Raw genomic sequence first — 22,207 nt, forward strand, 5'->3', positions numbered from 1 at the left:
TTCAAAATCCGCGTGCGTATGGACGACTGGGGAGTGTGGACCCATGTGCGCACCCTGCGCCCGCGCCTGGGGCAGTCCATGCCCCAGGTACTCAAAGCCCGAGGACCCGTTCTACGAACACGGGCGCGGATTGTTCCTGGTGGATCAGCTGGCCACCGAGTGGGGCACTCTCGCCCCGTGGAAGGAGGGCGTGTACTTCCTGCTCACCTGGCCCTGACCCTGTTGATCATGACGCCAGGAGCCGATATTCCGCGATCCTCAGCCCCCTGGTGTCGACCCCAACGCCCGCAGCCCACTGTCCGTACTGACCCCGGGGAAGCCGCCCGTGCCCGCACCGATGATCACCCGCGCCGCCCTCAAGGCCGCCATCACCGCCCGCGAACTCAACCCCACCCATCCGGTCTTTCCCACCGAGTTCTGGACTCATCCGGTCGTGGTCCGGGCCGTGGCGCGCCTGGACGTCACCACCCTCATCCGCCAGGCCCGCACGCTGACCCCCATCACCCAGGAGCAACTCGCCCACCTCACCGGACTGACCCAGGCACGGTCTCGCGCATCGAACACGGCCGCCTCCAACTCCGCGACCTCGACCGCATCCACGCCTTCCTCACCGGCCTGGGCGCACCGCATCCCCCGGCCCTGAGGAGCACCGACCCCCTGGGGGCTACACCATCCGCGCCGTCATCGCCGAAAACGAAGACGGCCACCTGGTCGTCCTGCACGCCCCCACCCAGTCGGTCGCCCAAGCCCTCACCCACACCCCAGAACCCGCGGCCACACCGCTGCCCCCACCCCCCACCCGCCCCGACTGGCCCCCACCCCGATGACAGGCAGGATCGTTCTCCTGGTGGACCGTGTGTTGCGATCCCTCCAGGGATGATCAGCGACCCGGCCCGTCGAGGAGGCGCCGCCGCGGGTGACGGTGTTGCGATCCCTCCAGGGATGATCAGCGACGCCAGGTGGTCGGACACGTCGGCGCCGGGCCGGTGTTGCGATCCCTCCAGGGATGATCAGCGACTGGTGCCCGCAGGCAGGGACCACAGGGTCGGTAGGCCGTGTTGCGATCCCTCCAGGGGTGATCAGCGACTCGGGAGGTCCTGTGGACAAGACCAGCTCTTCGGTGGTTGCGATCCCTCCAGGGATGATCAGCGACCATCCAGGTGACGACGTGGGACAGGTCATCGCCGTGTTGCGATCCCTCCAGGGATGATCAGCGACGTGTGCGCGCCGCTGAGGCGCGGCGTAGGCAGGGGTTGCGATCCCTCCAGGGATGATCAGCGACCATCCAGGTGACGACGTGGGACAGGTCATCGCCGTGTTGCGATCCCTCCAGGGATGATCAGCGACCATCCAGGTGACGACGTGGGACAGGTCATCGCCGTGTTGCGATCCCTCCAGGGATGATCAGCGACCGGGACCGGCCGCTCCCGTCGTGGGAGGAGGTCGCGTTGCGATCCCTCCAGGGATGATCAGCGACCAGCATGCTGCTGGTCGGCGCCGTCGAACTGGGGTGGTTGCGATCCCTCCAGGGATGATCAGCGACCTGGTGTGCCCAGGGCCAGCGCGGCCAGCACGGCGTTACGATCCCTCCAGGGATGATCAGCGACCCGTAGGCGCGGGCCTTGCGGATGAGGCGTCCGGGTTGCGATCCCTCCAGGGATGATCAGCGACCCACGTCGACCTGGACGCGATCGAGGCTGAGGCCGCGTTGCGATCCCTCCAGGGATGATCAGCGACGCCAGCCCTAGCGCGCCGGGCGTCGGCCTGCCACGTTGCGATCCCTCCAGGGATGATCAGCGACGCCAGTGCCCAGCGCAGTTGAGCACGATGGACAGGTTGCGATCCCTCCAGGGATGATCAGCGACCATGGGCTGGATCAGCGACCGCCGCAGGGAGCGCGCGTTGCGATCCCTCCAGGGATGATCAGCGACGGGGGCGCACCGGCAGCGCCCGCGGCTGGCGGATGTTGCGATCCCTCCAGGGATGATCAGCGACCGAGATGACGCCGACGGTCAGGAGGGGCACGGCCAGTTGCGATCCCTCCAGGGATGATCAGCGACGAGATGAGATGACCAGCAGATACCAGCAGGTAGCGGAGTTGCGATCCCTCCAGGGATGATCAGCGACCGGAGTACACCAGGGTGCGCATGCCAGCCCCCGAGTTGCGATCCCTCCAGGGATGATCAGCGACCCGAGGTCCTACGTCGGCGGAGGGTCACGTCACCGTTGCGATCCCTCCAGGGATGATCAGCGACTCGGTGGGTGACTCTCCAGGTTCGATCTCTCCGGGTTGCGATCCCTCCAGGGATGATCAGCGACGGGGCAGTCCTCTGCCGGTGGGCCGGGCGGTGGCGGGTTGCGATCCCTCCAGGGATGATCAGCGACCCGGGGGAGACCATCCCGCACCAGACGGATCTCTGGTTGCGATCCCTCCAGGGATGATCAGCGACCGCGGGAGCGGCTGCGCCGTATCGAGGCCCTGGAGGAGTTGCGATCCCTCCAGGGATGATCAGCGACCCTGTGACCCATGAGAGGGGCGCGAGCCGCGCCCCCTGTTGCGATCCCTCCAGGGATGATCAGCGACCCGGACCAGCTCCCGGACGCGCCAGACGTCGGCGTCGTGTTGCGATCCCTCCAGGGATGATCAGCGACCCCGAGGGTAAAGTCGCAGGTTGCAACCCTCTTCCCACTCCTGTGGAGAAGCTGTTCTGCAGAAGACCGCCGGTAGTGCAACATCGCAGGTCAAAAGGGTGCAGCCCTTTCACGATCACAGCACAGGGCTGCCGCTAGAGAACTCCTGTCCGATCGTCTCGGTCTGTACGGCGTGATGCGTCTGCATACGGTAGATGAGTACACTGTCGTACTCTAGGTCGATGACTCCCTTGACTGCTTCGGTGAAGGAGCGGTGCTGGGCTGCAGACAGTTCCCCTTGGAAAACGCTGCGTTGAACCCAGTGAAGATACTGGCGGCAGGTCTTCAGGATCTTGGGGTTGCGCTCAGCGAGCGTGTCATAGACCACGACAACGAACACGGTCACCACCAGGGCCGGAAGGGTTTGTAAGAAGTCCCCTCGAGACAGAGGCGGACGATCTTAAGGGCTTCGAGGTGAATCAGCTCCTCATAGCTGACCTTGCGCTTGAGGGATCGGTGGTAAACGGTGCTGGCCAGCTCGGCCCGCAGCATCTCGGCAACTTTCTTACGACCTCCCTTACTCAATGAGGCCCGCGCGACGTCGCTTTCGAAGTCGGACTGGCGGAGGGTTTTCTGTGCAGCCGCGCGGCGGAGCAGCCGCTCAGCGAAGAGCGGCTTGAAAGGTTCGGCCAGATCCAAAGCGAGGGTGTTGCGGCGGCGGTCGGTATCGGCGTGCAAAAACCCGATTGCAGGATGTAACGGTGTACAGCGCAGAGCGGTCAGCATGCGCGCGTAGACGATGGTGTTGACATAGCTGATGAAGGCGTTTCCGGCATTGGACGGCGGCCGCCGCGTGCGGCCGTTGAGGCGGAGCCAGGGCGGCAACATGGTGTCCAGTACCTCCCACGAGCTGCGCCGGAAATTACCTTCGATTCCCATGAGAGCGTTACTGTCTCCAGCGGTGGGAAGATCTTCGGTAAGACGCTTCAAAGGGGCGTCGAGCAGATCGGTGTCCAGTGCCCATTTCACGTTGGCCGCGGTGGTGGCGACGATATCGCGGGCCGCTGTGAGTCGCAGGTGCGTGTCACTGGTGACTTCGACCTGGCGGCGCAGCGCAAGAGCCGAACTCATCCCCTCGTGCGGGGTGAAAGAACCGGCGTAGTTGCCGTAGTGGTCAAGCAGGTGCACGGTGATGTCGTGCCGGTTGAGCAAGGAGACCACCGAGGTGTTCACGTCGACGTGGTCGAAGGCGACAAGGTCGCGGATGTCGGTGATGGGGATGCGTATCGGCGTCTGATCGGGGCGTTCAATGCGAATGCTGTTGTCTTCGCGGCGGATGCGGCAGGGTTCGGTGAGCCAGTAGGTGCGCGCTGCGGCGGTCACAGGTCTCCCCAGCAGTAGTCACGGTAGGAGCAGCCACGGCAGCGACTGCGGGGCAGGCGGGGTGCCGGTTGGTCGGCGGCGATGACGTCTTTGGCCGCCTGCTCGGTCTTTTCGGCCTCGGCCCGGGCGAAGGCGTCCCAGGCGACCTCGGTGGTGCGGCGGACGAGGGGGTAGTGGACTACGCCGCGGGCAATGTTGACGCCCAGCCGGGCCAAAAGCAGGCAGTAGTGCCGGACCTGGGCCTCGTGTTGCGGGGATGGGGTGCGCGAGGACTTGGTCTCGTGCACGACCGCCCCGGTGGTGACCCAGTCGATCTTGGCCTCGCCGAGGTCGATGTCACGGCGCCGTGTGTAGGTCGTGGCGTCCAGTGCCTCTCCGAAGGCAACACTGCTGTTGTTCTGCTCCGGCCGGTAACCCCGGGAATAGAGCCATAATTGGCGGGGGCAGTGGAGCAGGTACTTGATGTGCACGCCCCCGATACCGTTGTCGGTCTCCTCGGTCACAGAATCGTCCCTCCTTGCGGGCTCAAGCCCGGGCTTGGGCCTTTGGCCGCGGCCAGGTCCAGTCCGATCTCGGGGTCATAGGGCAGGTCGGTGACCCACAGGTGCGGCCCGCCCGGGCCTGCGGCAACAGGGCGGGCGCGGCGAGCGGTTCTGATCCTCATGAACTGGGTGAAGCGAACCGGAATAAGTAACTCGGCGGCCAACAGCGGGTCGGCGGCATAGCGCTCGAGGTAGTCTTCCTCGTCGTCAGCGTGAAGGATTTCCACCGAGTCGAACGCCTCGTCGAGTCGGGCCGCGTACTCGCTTCGGTCTTCGAAAGGCTCGGTGAAGGTGAGGAAGTCACGCATGAACTCATCCCGGGCACGCCGGGCATCACGCTCCCACTGCCGCCCCCATTCGGTGTCATAGGCCAGACGCAGCCAGTCATCGATGGTGTGCTCGGAAATCATCGGCCCGGGGACCTGATGCAGGGCATACCGGGCGGCTTCGATGGCGCCTTCCTCGTAGGGAAGGTGGTTCTCGGTCTCGTGGACCCGGAACTCCACCGGCCCCTCGGGGTGACGGCCCCGCCTGTTGACCCGGCCTGCGCGCTGCGCCAGTGCTTCCACCGGCGCCAGTTCACTCACCCCCCGGTCGAAGTCAAGGCACAGCGAGACTTCCAGGGCTTGGGTGGCGACGACGAGGCCACCTCGACGTCCTGGCTCTCCCTCGTCGCGTTCCGGATGGCGTCGGCGGATCCGGTGTTCGATGGCGGCGCGGTCGCAGGCACGGAAGCGTGAGTGCAGCAGCACGGCCGCGTCGGGGTCGTCCGGCAAGGATTCACGTGCCGCCGGTGCGAGCCGCCGGTAGAGGTGTTGGGCCGTGGCGACGGTATTGGCGATGGCGAGCACGCTGTGGCCCTGAGCCAGCCACTCGCTGATCCGCTGGAGTGCGGAGGGATCGGTGATGGTTTGTTCGTCCAGGACCAGGTGGTGTCGGTCAGGGGCGGTGCCGGCAGGTGTCCTGTGGACAGTCACAGGACCGGTGAGGCTCGGTGAGGCACCGTCGCTGGGCGCGTCGGAGAGGAGGGCGAGCATGGGTGGGGCCAGCGTGGCCGAAAGCACCGCGATGCGGCTGCCCAACTGCTCCCACAGTTGCATGGCCGCACAGATCCGGCCGAAGGTGACCGGATCATAGGCGTGCAGTTCGTCCAGGACGAGGAGGGCGTTGGCCTGTTCAAGCAGGAAGCTGGAGTAGCGGGGCCCGGCGATCGCTGCGCGCAGAAGCTGATGGGGGGTGGAGACCCGGACCCGCTGGACGAACAGGGACCGCATCGCCTCCGCCTGGGCTCGCGCCTTGGCCGCGGAAACCGCGGCGTCGTCGATGTCGGTCGCTCCGTCCTCGCTGGTCATCTCCGCCAGGAGGCTCTGGGCCGCGGTGGCGTGCAGCACGGCGATGTCGGGGCGTTCCTGCCCGGGAGGGGCGAGGAGGCCGCCGGCCAGGCGTCTGCGCGCGGCGTCGATGGAGGCCCGGTAGGGCAGTACCCACACCAGCCGCGGGTGGCCGCCCATGTCGTCGATCTGGCGGGAGGCCCAGGCCAGTGCGGCTTCGGTCTTTCCGCTGCCGGTGGGTGAGCACAGCACCAGATGGCCGTCGGTCTCGGCTGCGGCCTTCTGGTGGGGGTAGGGGGCTGTCAGGGTGGCGATGTAGTCGCGCGGCAGCGGCATGTGGGTCTGCAGGGCGGTGTGGGAGGAGCCGCAGTGGTCGGCCAGCGTGACCGCTCCTTGGGCCAGCACCGCCACCAGCCCTTCGTCCGGGGGGACCGGGCAAGACCAGTCGTCGCGGACTTGGGCGAAGGCGTCCCGGGCCAATTCCCATATCTTGTGTCGGCCGAGCGGTTCGGGCTCTTGACCCAACCGGTCGGCGTACCAGCCCAGCAGGGCCAGGTGTCGCTTCTTGGGGATCTGCCCCTTGGGTCGGCCTTCGGGGGCGGTCGGATCGTGTCCGAACTTCTTCTGCCAGTCGGCTGTGGCCGGGTAGCGCTCCGCCAGCCCGCGGGGGCCGGGAAGAGGGCGGTGGTGGAAGGCCACACCGGCTGCGGCCAACTTCTGTTCCTGAGGTTTCAGGTGTCCGGTGAGTAGGTGGAGGTAGGCCAGGGAGAGCACTTCATGGCGCTCTCCCCAGCGGTCCTTCTTCGAGCGGATCTGGCGCTGGAAGCCTTCGGCGATCTTTCCCGCGTCGTGCAGGAGTGCGGCGGTCTCCACCGCGGCCCAGAATCCGGGGTGCTCGGCGAGCACTCCGGGGGAATCGATCCGGTCGGCCACGGCTCGGGCGGCTTCCTGTACCGCCTTGCTGTGTTCGGTCAGTGTCTCGGGACGTCCCAGAGCGGAGTAGGCGGCCGACTTGGCCCACACTCCGGCCAACTCTCGTCGCTGCTCTTCCTTGTACTCTCGGCTGCCGTTTCCCTCCAGCGTGTGCAACCAGACGGCCTGGTCATCGGAGGGGTCGCGGTAGGCCCCGTGGACAGGGGCCCGCCCGGCTGGTTCGGCGCACCACAGATAGTCACCGAACCGGGTCCACTGGCGGTCGGGGGTGATGGTCTCAGCCAGGCGCAGGGGGGTTGCCTGCGGGGCCTCGTGTCCCCCGGCGGGGGCCAGAGCGTGACCGATGTGTGCTTCTTCGGCGGGGTGGAGCACGGTGGGGGTGATGGAGCGGATGTGGACCAGGTCCTGGGAACGGCCCAGGCGCAGCGGCCACACCGGGCTGCGCAGGGCCGCCGCGATACGGTCGGCATCAGGAGAGGCCACCCACAGGCTCAGGTGTATGCCGGTGAGGAAGGGGCATTGGCGCAGCGTGGTGCCGCCCTTGCCGGCCTGCACCCGCCCGCCCACTGCCGGGTTGGTCCCGTTGGAGGCGATCGGGTGGTAGGTCTCGGCATCGGTGCCCTGTCCTTCGGCGTGCGCGCTCATCCCCAGGGTGACCGGCTCGGACCGTCGCCCGCTGGCGGCTGCCAGCATCCCTCGGACGGTGGAGGGCGGTGGGACGGGTAGGCAGCGGGTCGTCCTGGGAAACATCGGGTCGCGGAAGGAGGCCACGGGAGCGTACAGCTCGATCCGCACCGCCTCGACTGGCGCTCGCGGTGGTGTCATCGCCGTCCTCACCGCTGCGGGTCGTCGAACCAGTGGTCGCACGCCCCGGCTCGGATCTCCTCGGCCAGGCCCCTCAGCAGTGGCCGGGGGTGGTCCATGACCACCCTGCCTCCGCCGACCAGCGGGGCGGCCTGGTTGTCGAACTCCTTACGCGCCCGGTCCCGGAAGCCCGGCCGCCAGCCGATCCGTACCGGCATTTCCCACTGTCCCTGCCAGGCCTCCAACTCCTGGGCGAGCACATCGCCGCGTACCCGCAGCCCGGAGCCGTCTTCGGCGCCATCGACGACGAACCCCAGCGGGTTGACGCCGCCGGCCATCGGCACCAGCGCGACCAGGGCCGGAGTGCGGTCGCCGTAGTGCAGCGCCTTCTTGGCTCCTCCGGCCAGGTCCGCGATCGCCTCCAGCAGTAGGGCCACCCGCTCCCGGCGGGTCTCCAGCGGCAGACGCAGCGCCTGCTGGCCGCGGAAGGAGACCATCGTCGCCCCCGCCTCGATGGCGGCGGCGGCCTTCATCGCCTCCTGCTTGCTGAGGTAGTTGGCCTTCCCGCCTTTTTTGCCGGCCAGGGTGAAGGTGCCGACCCGGGGAAGGTCGAGCAGGAACGGCGCGGCGAGGTCGGCGGTGTAGAACTGGTGGGAGTGCAGGACCGGCTCGTCGATTCCGCGCGACATCACCCCGAAGTCCTCGGTGACGCGCACCGGTTCCACCGACATGAACGTCCCCACCATGAACGGGCTGTCCCGCAGGGTGGTGGCGTCGTCCTTGGACTTCGCGGCCGCTTTCATGTAGCCGAACAGGTCGTCGTCGGCGAATCGTGCGGGATCGGCCGCGGTGGTGGCTTTCTGCGCTTTGCCCTGGGCTTTGCCCACGCGTTCCACCGTGGAGGGGACCGATCCGGCGGCGGTCATGGTGTCGCGCACCCACCGGCGGAACGCCTGCGCCGACACATAGGGGTGGATCCGACCGCGTACCCGCGCGTACTTCACCGGGGTCGTGGTGGTGTTCTCACTCTTGCCGTTGTTGGGCGCGCCCGCTTCGACCGCGAGCACGATCTTTCCCGCCAGGTAGCTCATCAGACATACTCCTCGTCACGCTCGTCCACATCGGCCAACGGGTCGTCGAACCGCGTCGGTTCTTCTTCGTCGGGGTCCTCCTCGTGCCCGGACAGGGAGACGCCCAGCCGACCCAGCTCGGCCAGGACCTCGAACCACAGCAGAGCGCGCAGCCTCCACCCGTTCGCTCCGGCGGCCAGCAGGTCCTCCACCACTGCCGCCGTCACGTCGCCGGGTTCACCGCCGTCGAGGTAGAGGCGGGCGCTGACGGCCATCAGCAGCTTGTGCAGGGGGTAGGCGCTGCCGGCCACCCGGCGGTACTCGTTGAACCGTCCCCGACTGGACTCGGTGGCGATCCAGCGCGCCACCATTCGGGCGAGTGGTTTGAGTTGTTCGGTGTCCACTGCGTGCATCTCCTCCAGGTAGACGGCGACCAGGGACCGCCACGTCTCGACTTTTCTCCGCAGGACCGTCTCGACGGCGGTGCTGCGTTTGAACAGTTCAGCGACCAGGCGGTCGCGCGGTGCCAGTTGCGGGTCGAACAGGAGCCGGGCCAGGGCCGTCGTGCCGTCCACCACGGTCCTGCCCGCCGCATCGGTCCGGTGCAGTGTGCGTTTGAGGTCCTGCCACCCTTCTCGGCAGGCGGGGTCGCTCAGCATGCGCTGCAGGAACCGGGTGGTCCCGATCCTGGTGGAGACCACCTTCAGCCACGGTTCCTGGTTGTCGTTCTTGAACATCCACAGGGTGGCGGCCACGGGGTTGTGGACCGCGTGCTCCCTCAGTGCCCGCAGTGCTACGGCTTCTGGGCCGACACCGTCGGTCAGGCGGTTGAAACCGAGTTGGCGGATACGGTTGGCACGCTTCACGTTGCGCGTGACGAAAGCCCACTCGACCTGCGGATCCTCACAGGTCAGCACGGTGGCCGACCCCGCGGTCAGCCACGCCCCGTAGGGCAGCGCCCACATCGCCAGGCGGCACCCGTGGCAGATCGGCCACCCCAGGGTCTTCGGCGGCAGCGTGTTGATCGTCTTCGCCGTGTCGAACAGCGGCAGCGTGGATTTGGTCCACAGCACCGTGCATTCCTGACCGCAGAACACGCACGGGTGGACCTGTCCTTCTCCGGGGTCCGGGCCGAGGATCGCAGCGGTCTGCGACCGCATCACGCCGCGGTCGCGCTGGCGACTGTGGTGGGTGGGTTTGGCGCCGGGGTAGAGCGCGAAGAGCACTTTCCACCAGTCGTAGCTGCTGTCCTCCTTGGAAGCGGCCGCCGCGATCGCGACGTCCTCGGTTATGCGCTGCGCGGCTTGCTCCAGATCTTCTGCACTCAACTGTTCGGGCCGTCGCCTGTCCGCCAGCGCGGTAAGGGCCCACGCACCGCAGCGCTGGAGCGGATGCCCGGTCAATCTCAGGGAGGGGGTGGAAGCGGGTGAGTCGATCACTTCACCCACCCGAACCCCTGGTTGTTCGCCAGCCCCAGCCCCCAGTCGTACAACGCGTCCAGCAGCGCGGGCGACGCGTGAACTCGCACGGTCAGCGGAGCTCCGATTCGAAGCCCTTTCCCCGCGCGGAACATACGGCGGTGTCCTGCTTTGAGAACCTCCACCTCCGTTTCGGAGGCCACCCCGAGCGCATCGGCCTTGTGGCGGATGTTGTGGGCCAGTCGCTCCTCATATCCCGTGTCTTCTGGGAGCAGGAAGCGGTCGTCGTGTTTGAGTACCACCGGGGATACCGTTTCGAAGACCGCCACACCGGAGGAATGCTCAGGCGGCGCCTCCATCTGGACACCGTTGACCCGCAGCGGTGTCCTTCCCCACCGCAGTTCGTTGGCCCCTCCCAGTCCCGCCAACAGGCACGCGGCGATGCGGGGCACCGGGGACCCCAAGCGCAGCATCCCCCTGTTCGAGGTCGCATAGGTTCCCTTCTTGCGCGGCGCACCGGGAAACACCGGTGGGCAGAGCCCGAGCGGCCGCAAAGGCGTACCGTTCCAACCGATGTCGTGCAACTCAGTGGCCAGAGCGGAGTCCTGCCCTCTGACGAGGTCATAGATCACTCCGCGGGCTGCGCCGTGTACGTCCGGCCATTCCATCTGCGGCGTGAGCGCCGCGACATCCACTCGGAACCGCATTTCCACCTACCGTCGCCTTGCGTACAGACGCCATTGTTAGCAGCAGTCGGTGACAAAGTTAGGCAGAATCGAAAATGTCTTCAGATGCGAACAGTAAGCCATTCATCCCGGCTAAGGTCTGATTGTCCGCTTGTGAGGTAGGTGGAGTTCTCTTCTGGAAGGCTGGGAGAAGTCATGGACGCGGGAGGAGGCAGGCTCCACGGTCCACGAAAGGAGCCCTCCGCCGAAACCGTCCATAACGGCTCTGCACTGCCCCCGAAAAGTGAGGATCATCGAGGTTTTCTCAACGAATCGGATACTCACAGCAGCAGAGGACCAATGAGGCCTGGACAACACGGCCCACAGCAGAAGGACTGAGGCGCCGATGCGGCGCAGGTCGGTGTATCCGTCCGACCAGAACAGCCATAGCGCGCTAACCCACCGCTCAAGGCCCCGCAGCGGCCGGTTGCGGGCCCGGTCCTCGATGTGCGCGCATACGACACGTCCCGGAGACGCGGACCGGCGTGTGGACCGGAGAACTCGGCCCCACTACCGGCCACCAGCCAACCCTTGCACTCACCAGTTGACACCAAGTACGCCCACCTGACGTTGGACGAGTTGATCACCGCGTTCGCCGTCCACTCCGCCGAAGCCCTGCACGAGCGCCGGACCGTGCTCCTGCCCGTGCAGGTCGATGACATCCTCATCCGGCGCCGCCACCACTACAACCGGTACCTGAGCAAACGATCGGCCAATCCGCTGGACGACGCCGAGCAGCTCGTCCTGTTCACCCACATCGACGTCACCGATTCCGAGACCCCGGGTGAGGCCCTGGCCGCCATCCGAGGCGTGTGCGGCAAGCACAGCCCGGCCCGTGTGTACTCCGCTCTCAATCCTGGAGGATGAACCGTCCATGAGCATCGAAGTCGAACGTAAACGCCAGGTCGACGCCGACCGCGAACAGGTGAAGGCCCGCCTGGTCGAACGCGGGTACCGCGAAACGGCCTCGTCCGCCGAGGTGGACACCTACTACAGCCGCCCGGACGTCGACTACCTGGCGACAGTGGAGTGCCTGCGGGTCAGGCGGCGGGGCGGTTTCGCGGAGATCACCTACAAACCCGCGTCCACCGACGCCACCCGCCCCCTGCACGGGGTGGTCGCCAAACACGAGACGAACGTGGTCCTCTCCGACGCCGGGCAGGCGGACAGAGCCGAGGCGCTTCTGGAGGCGATCGGCATGGTGCGGCTGGTGCGGGTCGACAAGGCGCGCACCGCCTGGCAGCACCCCGCGCGCGAGAACACCACCGTCACCGTGGACACGGTGGCGGGCGCGGGCGTGTTCGTCGAGGTGGAGATCATCGGCGACGACGCCGACCAGGCCGCCGCAGACCTCGCCGAGGTGGAAGCCGACCTGGGGCTGGCGGGCTACCCGGTCGTGGCGCTGCCGTACCGGGACATCGTGCGCCAGACGGTCCGGCAACCGCGATGACCTCGACACCAGGGGCCAATACTCCGCGATCTTCGGCCCCGGTGTCGATCCCAACGCCCGCAGTCCGCCGCCCGTGCCTACATCCCAAAACCCGCCGCCACACCACTGCCCCCACCCCGATGGCGGGCAGGACCGTTCTCCAGGCCCGCCTCGGGCGGGGCGCCGACGTCGCCGGCCGGGAGGTCTTCGCCTGCGCGCACATCCGGCAGAGGGGGTTCCTCTGACGCCACCGGCCGGGAAAAGCCCCGACACGACTACCCCGCTTTGGGGGCCCACAGGTTGGCGAAGGTCTCCATCTGCCTGATGACCAGGTCGACGGCCTGGCGTTCCGCTTCGGGCGGGTAGTCGAACTTCGCCAGCACCCGGCGGATACGGGTACGCAGCTTGGCGCGCACCGGTTCGCGGGAGAGCCAGTCCACGGAAAGGTTCTTGCGGATGTCGGCGACGAGCGCACGCGCGATCTCGGCGAGCGTGTCGTCGCCTCCAGCCACGAGTTCGGCCATGTCGCGGTGGGCGACCGCGTCGTAGAAGGCGAGTTCCGCGTGGCTGAGCGGCGGGTCGAAGCGCTCCCCCCGGCGGGCCTCCTTCGACACCTCCCGGGCCATCGCGGCGAGTTCGGCGATCACCTGGGCGCTGGTGAGCTGCTGGAGCATGTAGCGCTTCATCAGCTCGTCCAGCCGTTCGGAGAAACTCTCGTGGCGGACGACATTGTGCTTGGTCACCTCCCGCATCTTCTGCTGGATCATGCGGCGCAGCGCCTCGGTGACCAGGTGCGGCGTCTCGGAGTTCTCCAGTTTGCGCAACTGGGCCTCGTTGATGCGGGTGATGTCCAGCCGCCCCATCCCCGCGTCGGCGTACAGGTCGGTGATGTCGTCGGCGTCCACGACGGAGGCGGCGAGCTGCTCCAGGTAGAGCCGGACCTCTGCGGTGAGCGGCTGGCCCTTGGCCTCGCGGTCGGCGGCGTCGAGTTTGACCATCCAGGCCCGCACCTCGGCGAAGAACGCGATGTCGCGCCGCCAGTCCTCCAGGTCCGCGAACCGTTCGGTGATCTCCCGGCTCATCGAGCAGATCCGGTAGAAGCGTTCCAGGCGGGCGGCGCTCTCCTTGAAGCGGGTGGAGAGCGGTTTGACGCCGGGCTCCACCTTGTTGCCGGGGGTTTTGAAGTCGCGCAGGTAGTTGGAGACCAGGCGCAGGGCACGCCTGCGCGGCTCGGGGTGGGCGGTGTCGGCGAGCAGTTCCCGCCAGCGGGTCCCGGCCAGCAGGCCCTTGATGGTGGTGAGTTCGTTTCTGACCTCGGTGATGGCACGCTCGATGTCGGCGCCGAGGGTCTTGTCCTGCTGGTCGCTGGGCGAGTACTCCTTGAGTGCCCTGCTCAGCTTGTCGGTGAGCGGGGCGTAGCCGACGAGGAGACCGTCCTGCTTGCCGCGGAAGCGGCGGTTGACGCGGGCCAGGGCCTGCATCAGGTTGGCGCCCTGCATGGGGCGGTCCATGTAGATGGTGTGGACGGGCGGCGCGTCGTAGCCGGTGAGCAGCATCGAGTGCACGATGAGCAGTTCGAGTTCGTCGTCGGGGTTCTTGGCGCGGGCCTGAATGGTCTTCTGCTGGGATTTGCGCAGGGCGTGTGCGCGCAGGTGTTCGGGGTCGGTGCGCTCACCGTGGAAGACGATCTTCATGACGCCCTTGTCGACCTCGCGGCTCGCCCATTCGGGGCGTCGTTCGGCCAGCGCGTCGTACAGCCTGACGCAGATCTCCCGGGTGGCGCACACCACCATCGCCTTGCCGGGGCCGCCGATCTGGGGGCGCATCAGTTCGCGGCGCTGTTCCCAGTGGGAGATGAGGTCGTCGGCGAGGGTCGCGATGCGGTCGGGGGCGCCGTAGACGGTGTTCATGGTGGCGGCGCACCGCACGGCGCGGCGGCGTTCGGCGTCGTCCATGTTCTCGGTGATGGCGTTGGCCTGCTCGTCGATGGTGTCGGGGTCGACGTCGGGCGGCAGGGACACGTCGATGACGCGCGGCTCGTGGTAGACGCGCACGGTCGCTTCGTCGTCCACGGCCCGTTTGAGGTCGTAGATGTCGATGTAGTCGCCGAACACCGCGCGGGTGTCGGCTTCCGCCTTGGAGACCGGGGTTCCGGTGAACGCGATGAGGGCGGCGTGCGGGAGTGCGTCGCGTAGGTGGCGGGCGTAGCCGTCGAGGCTGTCGTAGTGCGAGCGGTGCGCCTCGTCGACGATGACCAGGATGTTGCGGCGGTCGGAGAGCAGCGGGTGGCTGAGCCCCGCGGCTTTCTCCTCCTTGCTGAGACCGAACTTCTGCAGCGTGGTGAAGATGATTCCGCCGGTGCGGCGGTTGGACAGTTCGGTGCGCAGCTCCTCGCGGGTGGCGGCCTGGTGGGGGGTCTGGCCGAGCAGGGTCCGGCTGTCCTGGAAGGTGTCGTAGAGCTGGTCGTCGAGGTCGTTGCGGTCGGTGATCACGACGATGGTGGGGTTGTTCAGCGCCGGGTGCCGGGAGACCAGGGCGGAGGTCTGCACCATCTCCTCGGACTTGCCCGCGCCTTGGGTGTGCCAGACCACGCCCGCCCGGCCGTCGCTGCGGGACGCCTCCACGATCGCGTCCACCGCCTTGTTGACCGCGTGGAACTGGTGCGGTTTGGCGATGCGCTTACCGGTGGGGGTGAAGTTGACGAAGTTGAGCGTGAGGGAGAGGAGGCGCTTCTGGGTGAACAGGCCGTGCAGTGCGAGGGAGAGGGCGTCCGCTCCGTCGTAGTCGGGCGCGTTGGTGTCGACGCGCCGACCGTCCTCGTCCACGTTCCACGGCGCGAAGTGCTCGTAGGGGGTGAAGATCGTGCCGTACTTCGCGGTGATTCCGTCCGAGACCAGGCACAGCACGTTGTGGCGGAACGCGGTCGGAAACTCCGCGACGTAGGTCTGGAGTTGGGCGTGGGCGTCCTTGAGTGTGGCGTTCTCGTCGGCGGCGCTCTTCAGCTCGACGACGGCCAGGGGAAGTCCGTTGACGTAGAGGACGACGTCGAAACGGCGGTGGCTGCCGTCGCTGTCGCGGACCGTGACCTGGTTGGCGGCGAGGTAGGTGTTGGCGTCGGGGTCGGTGAAGTCGACCAGGCGGACGGTGGGGGTGTGCTCGGCGCCGAAGTCGTCGGTGTAGGTGAACCGGATACCGGAGGTCAGGTCGGCGTGCGCGTTTTTGTTGTTCTCGTAGGCATCGGGAGGGGGGATGTCGGCCGCGGTGCGCAACGCCTCGTCGACGGCGGCGGGCGGCAGTTCGGGGTTCAGCCGCTCGATAGCCGCCCTCAGCTCATCGTGCAGGACCAGGTCGCCCCAGTCCTTGCGGTGCCCGGAGCCGGGGGCGAGGTCCTTGCCGGGGCGCACCTCCCAGGCCAGCTCGGCGAGCTCGTCCAGGGTGAGGTGCTCCCAGACGACCTCGGTCATCTTCCCGCCGGTCATACGGCGTCCTCCACGATCCGCTCCGCGTCCCGGACACGCAGCTTTCCGGACATGAGTTGAGGGAGAAGGGTGTCGCGTAGGGCAGCGAGGGTGCGGCTTTCGGCTGCACCACACTCTGCTCTCTTAATCAAAGGGGCTGCGATCTCCTCAAAACGAGCCACTTTCACTGAGCCAGCCCAAGGGATTTGGAACTCGGCAAGATCAGCCCACTTTACGCGCGGCATCCGCGTACCATCGCTCCGCGCCGTTGCATGCGCAATAACTTCGTCACTGGACAATGCCATCAAGAGCCAAGGTCGATACTCAGGCTTCAATGCCCGAAGTACGATAATATCGGTAGAACAAACGCCAGAAATCTGAGCTAGCCCCACTTTATGAAAGTAGGGACGCAATCTCCCAAAAAGGAGATCTCCGCTCCTAAAAAGGTTTTTGGTGCTGCTCACCTCTGACGCCACCCCCCAAGAGTTAAGCCAAATACTCTTGCGTGGCATATGCTCTAGGCCGATATAGAGTGCATCAGCAGATAGGGAATTGGCTTTTACTGGATCGCGAACCAAGCTGCCAATCTGTCCAATGCAGATTGACCTGTCGCCCGTGTTTAGTGATTCGTATTTACTACGCAAAAGCGTTTCAATGGTTGCCGCAGTGCGCTCATTAGCCGCGATCTTGTCATCCAGTGCTCCAAGTATTGCCGCGATGTTATCTTGGTCTTGAGCCGAGTGTCGCGAAATCCGCAAGTTTTTCAGAATTTCTTGCGTCAGAAGGGGTTGTCCTGATCCAATTCGATGCCTATTTAATTCGCTAAACTTCAGAAGAAAGTAACAAAATCTTGGGTTCACCCCCTCCTTGGGGGTGGCGATGATGGCATTATCCGTTACCCAGCATTTACTTGGGCTGTAGTGGACGGTCCCGCAGTAAGAGCCCACTCGGCCGATGATGGAAACGCCGTTCTCGCTGTTGGTGGCATTGGAGAGGCCGATGATGCCATTGGCTCCGTAGACGGGGAACTCTCCTGGATTTGTTCCGCTTGGCCTCGCCTTTCCATTTGAGAAATTCAGAAGTTCACTGAGATTCATATGTGTTTCAGCCATCGATCCTTCCCAACTGCTCGCGCACCACCGCTTCCAGCCGTGCCGACTCGTCGAAGTGGGCGAAGAGTTCCTTGGTCAGCCGCGCGATGCGTTCTTCCACCGGTTCGGCGTTTGGGTCCTCTTCGGGCTCCGCCGCGCCGACGTAGCGTCCCGGGGTGAGTACGTGGTCGTGTTTGGCGATCTCCTGCAGGGTCGCGCTGTAGCAGAACCCGGGCACGTCCTCGTAGGAGAGCTTCTTGTCCCTGGCGGATTTGGTGCCGCGCCAGGCGTGGTAGGTGTCGGAGATCTTCGCCAGGTCCTCGTCGGTGAAGACGCGCTCGGTGCGGTCGACCATGGTGCCCATCGTGCGGGCGTCGATGAACAGCACCTCGCCGCGCCGGTCGGTCAGGGCGTTGGCGCCCTGCGGGGTCTTGTCCTTGGTGAGGAACCACAGGCAAGCCGGGATGGCGGTGGTGCGGAACAGGTTTCCCGGTAGTGCGACCATGCACGCCACCAGGTCGGCCTCGACCAGTGCGGCGCGGATCTCGCCCTCGCCGGACTGCTTGGAGGACATGGAGCCGTTGGACAGCACCACGCCCGCCGAGCCGCGGTCACCGAGCTTGGAGACGATGTGCTGCAACCAGGCGTAGTTGGCGTTGGACTGCGGGGGAACACCGAACTTCCAGCGCGGGTCGTCGGTCTTGCGCTCCCAGACGGACATGTTGAACGGCGGGTTGGCCATGACGAAGTCGGCCCTGAGGTCGGGCAGCTTGTCGTCGGCGAAGGTGTCGGCCCAGCGGTCGCCGATACCCTTGGGGTCCATGCCGTGGATGGCGAGGTTCATCTTCGCCAGCCGCCAGGTGCGCTCGTTGGCTTCCTGGCCGTAGATGGCGATGTCGTGGGTGTGGTCGCGGCCGCGTCGCCGTTCGACGAACTTGCCGGACTGCACGAACATGCCGCCCGAGCCGCAGCACGGGTCGTAGACGCGGCCCTCGTAGGGTTCCAGGACCTCCACCAGCAGTTTGACCACGCTCGCGGGGGTGTAGAACTCGCCCGCGCGTTTGCCTTCGGCGCGTGCGAACCGCTCCAGGAAGTACTCGTAGACTTCGCCGAGCACGTCCTGGGCCGGGCGGTCGCCGTGGCCGGTGAAGCGGGCGTCGCTGATCAGGTCGACCAGGTCCTTGAGGCGGTTCTGGTCGACGTTGTCGCGGTTGAAGATCTTGGGCAGGACGCCGGTGAGGACCTTGTTGGCCTTCATCACCTCGTCCATGGCGTCGTCGAGGAGTTTTCCAACGCCGCCCTCGGCGCTCGCGGCGTTGGCCGCGATGTAGTCCCAGCGGGCGGTGGGCGGCACCCAGAAGACGTTCTGTTCGGTGTACTCGTCCTTGTCCTCAAGAAATGCGGTCCGCCGGTGCTCGGGGATCTCCGCGAGTTCGGGGTCGGCGGCCAGTTGCGTGCGGCGTTCGGCGAAGGCGTCGGAGACGTACTTCAGGAACACCAGACCGAGGACGAACTCCTTGTACTGGGCGGCGTCCATGGAGCCGCGGAGTTTGTCGGCGGCCTTCCACAGGATGTCCTGGATCTCTTTGGTGCTGGAGATGCCGGGCAGTTCGCCCTGTCCGGCGGTCGCTCGTTTGCGGGGAGGCATCGTTCCTTCTTTCCTGTTCTCCGGTGTGGGGGTGTCGGCCGCTGACGGGTGTCGTGTGGTGGCCGGTTCAGTGCTGGTCGAGGGTGAGTGTGCCGTCGGCAAGGCCCGCGACCGTCAGCCGGCGTGCTTCGGCGAGCGCGTCGGCCTGGGCGCGCAGCAACTGTTCCCTGTGGTCGATCTCGGCGAGCAGCGCGTCGAAGCGCCGCACATCGTCGGGGTCGAGGTCGGGTATCGGGCAGTTCTCGATGTGGTGGACGGGGCGTACCGCGCCGGGGCCGCGGCCGGTGCCCCGGGCGGCCGAGAGCAGGGCGGCCAGCACGCGCGGGGTGAGCGGGCGGGTGGCCGCGGGGTTGACGCGCAGTACTCGGGAGGGGAAGGCCGCGACGCCGAGGCCGTCGTGGTCGATGTGGAGGCCGAGTTCGGGAGTGAGGGTGTAGACGAGGTCGCCGGGTTCGGTGAGTGCCGCGTGTTCGTACAGGGCGGCCAGTACCAGTCGGTCGATGCGGCGTTTGCCCATCGGGGCCCGTCCGGTGAGTTCCTCCGGGCCGAACACGGGGTAGTGGCCGTCGCCGGTGATGTGCTGTTCGTCGATGCGGTGGCCTTTGAGCCGGGTGACGCGGCCCTGTTTGATGAGTGCGTTGAGGGTGGTGCGTTGGGGGCGCGGGCCGGTGCGGCGCAGCACGCCCGACCGGTAGGGGCCGTGCGCGTCGTCGTGGGAGCGGGCCCGTTCAGCGGCACGTTCGAGGGCGGCCTCGGCCTCGGTGATGAGCGCGGGGCGTTCGGTGACGGTGCGGGACAGGAGTTGGGAAGCGGGCGGTGCGGGCGGGGTGAGCGGGCCGCCGAAGGCGCGGTCGAGGTCGGCGACGCGCACCACACGCCCGTAGCGGGGATCGTGGCCGTCCCGGGCTCGGAGTCCTTCGGCCCGCCACAGCAGGACGTCTTCGACCAGTCGGTCGCGTACGGCCTCGGTGAGGGGTTGGTCACTGATGTCGGCGAGCAGCACGTTGCCTTTCGCCGCCGCGACGGGGCCTCGGGTGAGCGTCCACAGGGCCGTGCGGTAGCCGGGCCGGTAGGGCAGCATGCCGCCGGGGAGGGTGATGACGGTCTCCACGATGTTGGCGCGCAGCAGGGCCGAGCGGAACTGGGCCTCCTCTGTTCCGGGCAGGGCGTCCACGAGGGCGTCGGCGGGGCCCAGGACGAGGGCAGTGCAGCCGGGGCCGAGCAGGTCGGCGATGCGTTCGATGTCTTCCAGGGCGGTGAGTACCCGGCGGTCCTCGCCGGGCCGGTAGGGCAGCTGGGTGATGATGAGGTCGGGGTCGGCGAGGCGTTCTTCGAGGTCGCGTCCGGTCTGCACGTCGAGGGCGAGTTCGTCGACTCCGGCGAGCAGCAGTCGGCGCCGGGTGATGCGGGCCATCCGTTCGTCGGGGTCGGCAGCCAGGGCGGTGATCTGCTCGGGGTTTTCAGTGTCGTCGATGAGGGCGGCGAGCAGGTCCCCGGTACGGGTGTAGGGGTCGGCGACGGTGACGGACTCCCCTCTTTCGGTGCGGGCCGGCAGGTCGGCGAGTTGAACGAGGAGGCTCTGCAGTTCGGGGGCCGCGGCGTCGGCGGCCAGGGTGTGCAGTCCCAGGCGGGAGCGCGCGGAGAGCAGCCACTCGTAGGCGCTTCGCTCGCTGTAGGCGGCCTCAACCATGTCCTCGGCGAGCCGGGCGAGCGGTGCGGCCTCTTCGCCGACAGAATGCAGTTCGCGCAGTACGAACTCGTCCTCGGCGTCCATTCGCTCGGCCCGGCGCAGCACCGCGGCCCACAGGGTCTGGTTGTCCGCGGTTTCGATACCGTCCACGTCGTCGCCGGTGAGGGGGCGTTCGTCGAGCTTGCGTAGGCAGAGCAGACTGCCGAGGACTTCAAGCAGCCGCTGCGGGCCGAAAATGTGCGCCTGGGCCGCGATGCCGTGGAGGGCGAGTTCGGCTTTGAGGTCGTCGAGGGCGGCGTTACCTCGTCCGGTGACGATCAGCCATTCGGCCACCTGCGCGGCGTCGAACACTGAACGTCCCGCGGTTTCGCTGACAGGGGTCGGGAAGTCGGCGTAGCGTCGTCGCCAGGTACTGACCACCGGACGCTTCACTTGGGCGAGTTCGGCGATCTCGGGCATCGTCAGCAGCCGCCTGTCGGTTCCGGCGACCGGTGCGGTGTGCGGTGGTCGGGGCATGAACCGCGCTCCTTCCATGTCGCCGTGGTGAGGTGTCGGCTTCTGTCGAAGTTGTCGGCTCGGGACATCGCCCGTACGCGTGTTCCGGAACTCTACCGACAACAGGCCCTACTTAGGCGGCGATTATCTGATAACCCCCACTATCAAAGAATTTCTGGCCTCTCTCGTTCCGGGTTGCGATTCTCGATGCGCACACCTCCGCCATTCGCCGATCACCGTGGGCGAACCAGCGGCCACCCCGACCCGACCAACGACGTGAGGGAGCTCAACCTTGACCATCACCATGCCCACCACTGTCGTCGAGGGAATCCAGTTGATCGTGATTCCGTTCCGCCCCGACGCGGTGGTCGGTACCGTAGGGCTGCCGGCCCTGCTGCAACTGGTGCCCTCCCCCAAAACCGAGGAGGACAGCAGGGCTCTGAGGTACGCCTCCGGTGCCGTCCGCCGCCATGCCGAGGTACGCGCTCTGGTCCAGCGGATGCTCAAGTCCACCCGCAAAGGCCGCAACGTCACCTCCTACGCCGCCTACATCGCCGCCGGAGTCAACGGCGAGCACGGCTCCGGGTGGTCCACCCCGCCCATCACGCTCTGGCTGGACGGCAGCCCCGGCGCGATCAGCGACGAACTGGTCCCCGGCAGCGGCATCCGCACCATCACCGTGCTACCTGCCTCCCCGGTCGTCGCCATCGACGGCGAGACCCAGGTCGCGGCCTGGCACGAACTGTTCGACGACCCCGAGCGCTTCGGCACCACCCACGAGAAGCTGAGCGCGGTACGGGTGCCGTTCGAGCTGTACTTCGGACTCACCGTCGAAAACGCCCGACAGATCTTCTACGACCGCAACGTCGAAGGCGTACCGGTCACCAAGAACCTGGCCATGTCCATGGACCAGCGCGACATCGGTACCCAGCTCGCGCACCGCGTCGCCGAAACGGTGAAGATCGAACACGACGGGAAGATCATCCCGTTCGCCAAACTCGTCCAGACCCGCAAGCGGCAACTGTCGAAGACCGACCCCGAAGTCGTCACCCTCTCGGCGCTGCGGCTGCTGGTGATCACCGCACTGCACGGACGCCGCGGCCTCAGCCTGTCCTCGGACACGGTGCGCGAGAACCATCTACCCGACGGGATCAGCGCCGAGGACGCACACCAAGAGCTCGTACCACTGCTCTCCCGGCTGATCACCCACCTGTACCCGCACTTCGCGGCACACCGCGCGGTCTCCGCACCCGCAGTTCTGGCTGGACTCGGGGTCGTCGTGCACCAGGCCACCAGTTGGGCGACCGGCGGCACCCGGCTCGACGTCGAGGAACTGCTGCGGTTGCTTGAGCCGGTCCGATGGGAACGGGAGGCCCGCTACTGGGACGGCATCGCCGCCAGCGCCAACGCCTCCGGCGTTCTCAACTTCGGTGGCGGTGCCAAGGACTCCGGCGGCCGCGTCGCGGACGCCCTCCTGTACCCCGACACCGAATACGGCCGCAAGATCCGCGGCTGGTAAAGCACCTCTCCACTCCTTGGGCCGGTCCCGCTCACCGGCC

Annotated in this window: 16 protein-coding genes and 1 CRISPR repeat array; of the genes, 5 read left to right on the forward strand and 11 right to left on the reverse strand. The window is 66.9% G+C overall.

All coding sequences use genetic code 11. From position 1 onward, the window contains the following. Positions 1-43: 43 nt before the first annotated feature. Together NI17_RS10260 and NI17_RS10265 are read left to right on the forward strand one after the other, a co-directional pair. Positions 44-217: an ATP-binding protein gene (locus tag NI17_RS10260; RefSeq protein ID WP_157129801.1), complete on the forward strand. Its 174-nt coding sequence runs from the start codon at positions 44-46 to the stop codon at positions 215-217. A gap of 108 nt (positions 218-325) precedes the next feature. Next, positions 326-643, forward strand: coding sequence for a hypothetical protein (locus NI17_RS10265; RefSeq protein ID WP_157129802.1), 318 nt, complete (start codon positions 326-328; stop codon positions 641-643). 215 nt (positions 644-858) lie between these two features. Beyond that, a CRISPR array of direct repeats spans positions 859-2,652; the repeat unit is 30 nt; unit sequence GTTGCGATCCCTCCAGGGATGATCAGCGAC. A 115-nt stretch (positions 2,653-2,767) separates the two neighbouring features. Here the strand turns inward: NI17_RS10265 and cas2 are convergent. The 7 genes from cas2 to cas6 form a co-directional block, all read right to left on the reverse strand. Beyond that, a complete protein-coding gene (gene cas2, locus NI17_RS10270) occupies positions 2,768-3,031 on the reverse strand; it encodes a CRISPR-associated endonuclease Cas2 (RefSeq protein WP_068693714.1) in 264 nt (87 codons plus the stop codon). Between the two features lie 2 nt (positions 3,032-3,033). Next, positions 3,034-4,014, reverse strand: a complete 981-nt coding sequence (gene cas1b / locus NI17_RS10275; RefSeq protein ID WP_068693683.1) for a type I-B CRISPR-associated endonuclease Cas1b — start codon at positions 4,012-4,014, stop codon at positions 3,034-3,036. Further along, a complete protein-coding gene (locus tag NI17_RS10280; protein ID WP_068693685.1) occupies positions 4,011-4,517 on the reverse strand; it encodes a CRISPR-associated protein Cas4 in 507 nt (168 codons plus the stop codon). Before NI17_RS10280 ends, cas1b begins: the two co-directional genes overlap by 4 nt. After that, entirely contained in the window at positions 4,514-7,645 is a 3,132-nt protein-coding gene (locus NI17_RS10285) for a CRISPR-associated helicase/endonuclease Cas3 (protein WP_084012838.1), read from the reverse strand. The genes NI17_RS10280 and NI17_RS10285 overlap by 4 nt, the downstream gene beginning before the upstream one ends. Positions 7,646-7,653: 8 nt before the next feature. Continuing rightward, positions 7,654-8,715: a type I-B CRISPR-associated protein Cas7/Cst2/DevR gene (gene cas7i, locus NI17_RS10290; RefSeq protein WP_068693687.1), complete on the reverse strand. Its 1,062-nt coding sequence runs from the start codon at positions 8,713-8,715 to the stop codon at positions 7,654-7,656. After that, positions 8,715-10,022: a hypothetical protein gene (locus tag NI17_RS10295; RefSeq protein ID WP_147417020.1), complete on the reverse strand. Its 1,308-nt coding sequence runs from the start codon at positions 10,020-10,022 to the stop codon at positions 8,715-8,717. Before NI17_RS10295 ends, cas7i begins: the two co-directional genes overlap by 1 nt. A 107-nt stretch (positions 10,023-10,129) precedes the next feature. After that, on the reverse strand, positions 10,130-10,819 hold the full coding sequence (cas6, locus tag NI17_RS10300) for a CRISPR-associated endoribonuclease Cas6 (RefSeq protein ID WP_068693691.1): 690 nt from the start codon (positions 10,817-10,819) through the stop codon (positions 10,130-10,132). A 549-nt stretch (positions 10,820-11,368) separates the two neighbouring features. Between cas6 and NI17_RS10305 the strand changes: the two genes are divergently transcribed. After that, on the forward strand, positions 11,369-11,704 hold the full coding sequence (locus tag NI17_RS10305; RefSeq protein WP_068693693.1) for a hypothetical protein: 336 nt from the start codon (positions 11,369-11,371) through the stop codon (positions 11,702-11,704). Between the two features lie 7 nt (positions 11,705-11,711). Further along, positions 11,712-12,287 (forward strand): class IV adenylate cyclase, encoded by a 576-nt coding sequence (cyaB, locus tag NI17_RS10310; protein WP_068693695.1) that lies wholly within the window; start codon positions 11,712-11,714, stop codon positions 12,285-12,287. 254 nt (positions 12,288-12,541) lie between these two features. Here the strand turns inward: cyaB and NI17_RS10315 are convergent, their stop codons facing one another. The 4 genes from NI17_RS10315 to NI17_RS10330 all read right to left on the reverse strand — a co-directional run bounded on the left by NI17_RS10315 (position 12,542) and on the right by NI17_RS10330 (position 20,669). Beyond that, entirely contained in the window at positions 12,542-15,745 is a 3,204-nt protein-coding gene (locus tag NI17_RS10315) for a type I restriction endonuclease subunit R (protein ID WP_119268194.1), read from the reverse strand. Further along, complete coding sequence (locus NI17_RS10320) at positions 15,742-16,836, reverse strand: restriction endonuclease subunit S (protein ID WP_084012840.1); 1,095 nt, start codon at positions 16,834-16,836, stop codon at positions 15,742-15,744. Before NI17_RS10320 ends, NI17_RS10315 begins: the two co-directional genes overlap by 4 nt. Next, a complete protein-coding gene (locus NI17_RS10325) occupies positions 16,829-18,463 on the reverse strand; it encodes a class I SAM-dependent DNA methyltransferase (protein WP_068693697.1) in 1,635 nt (544 codons plus the stop codon). Before NI17_RS10325 ends, NI17_RS10320 begins: the two co-directional genes overlap by 8 nt. A gap of 67 nt (positions 18,464-18,530) precedes the next feature. Beyond that, positions 18,531-20,669, reverse strand: a complete 2,139-nt coding sequence (locus tag NI17_RS10330) for a hypothetical protein (RefSeq protein WP_068693699.1) — start codon at positions 20,667-20,669, stop codon at positions 18,531-18,533. A gap of 271 nt (positions 20,670-20,940) precedes the next feature. Here NI17_RS10330 and NI17_RS10335 point away from each other — a divergent pair, with 271 nt between their 5' ends. Further along, the gene (locus tag NI17_RS10335; protein WP_234402129.1) at positions 20,941-22,167 is read left to right on the forward strand and encodes a DNA sulfur modification protein DndB; all 1,227 of its coding nucleotides are present in this window, start codon (positions 20,941-20,943) and stop codon (positions 22,165-22,167) included. Positions 22,168-22,207 lie beyond the last annotated feature (40 nt).

The organism is Thermobifida halotolerans (genome assembly GCF_003574835.2).
GTDB lineage: Bacteria > Actinomycetota > Actinomycetes > Streptosporangiales > Streptosporangiaceae > Thermobifida > Thermobifida halotolerans.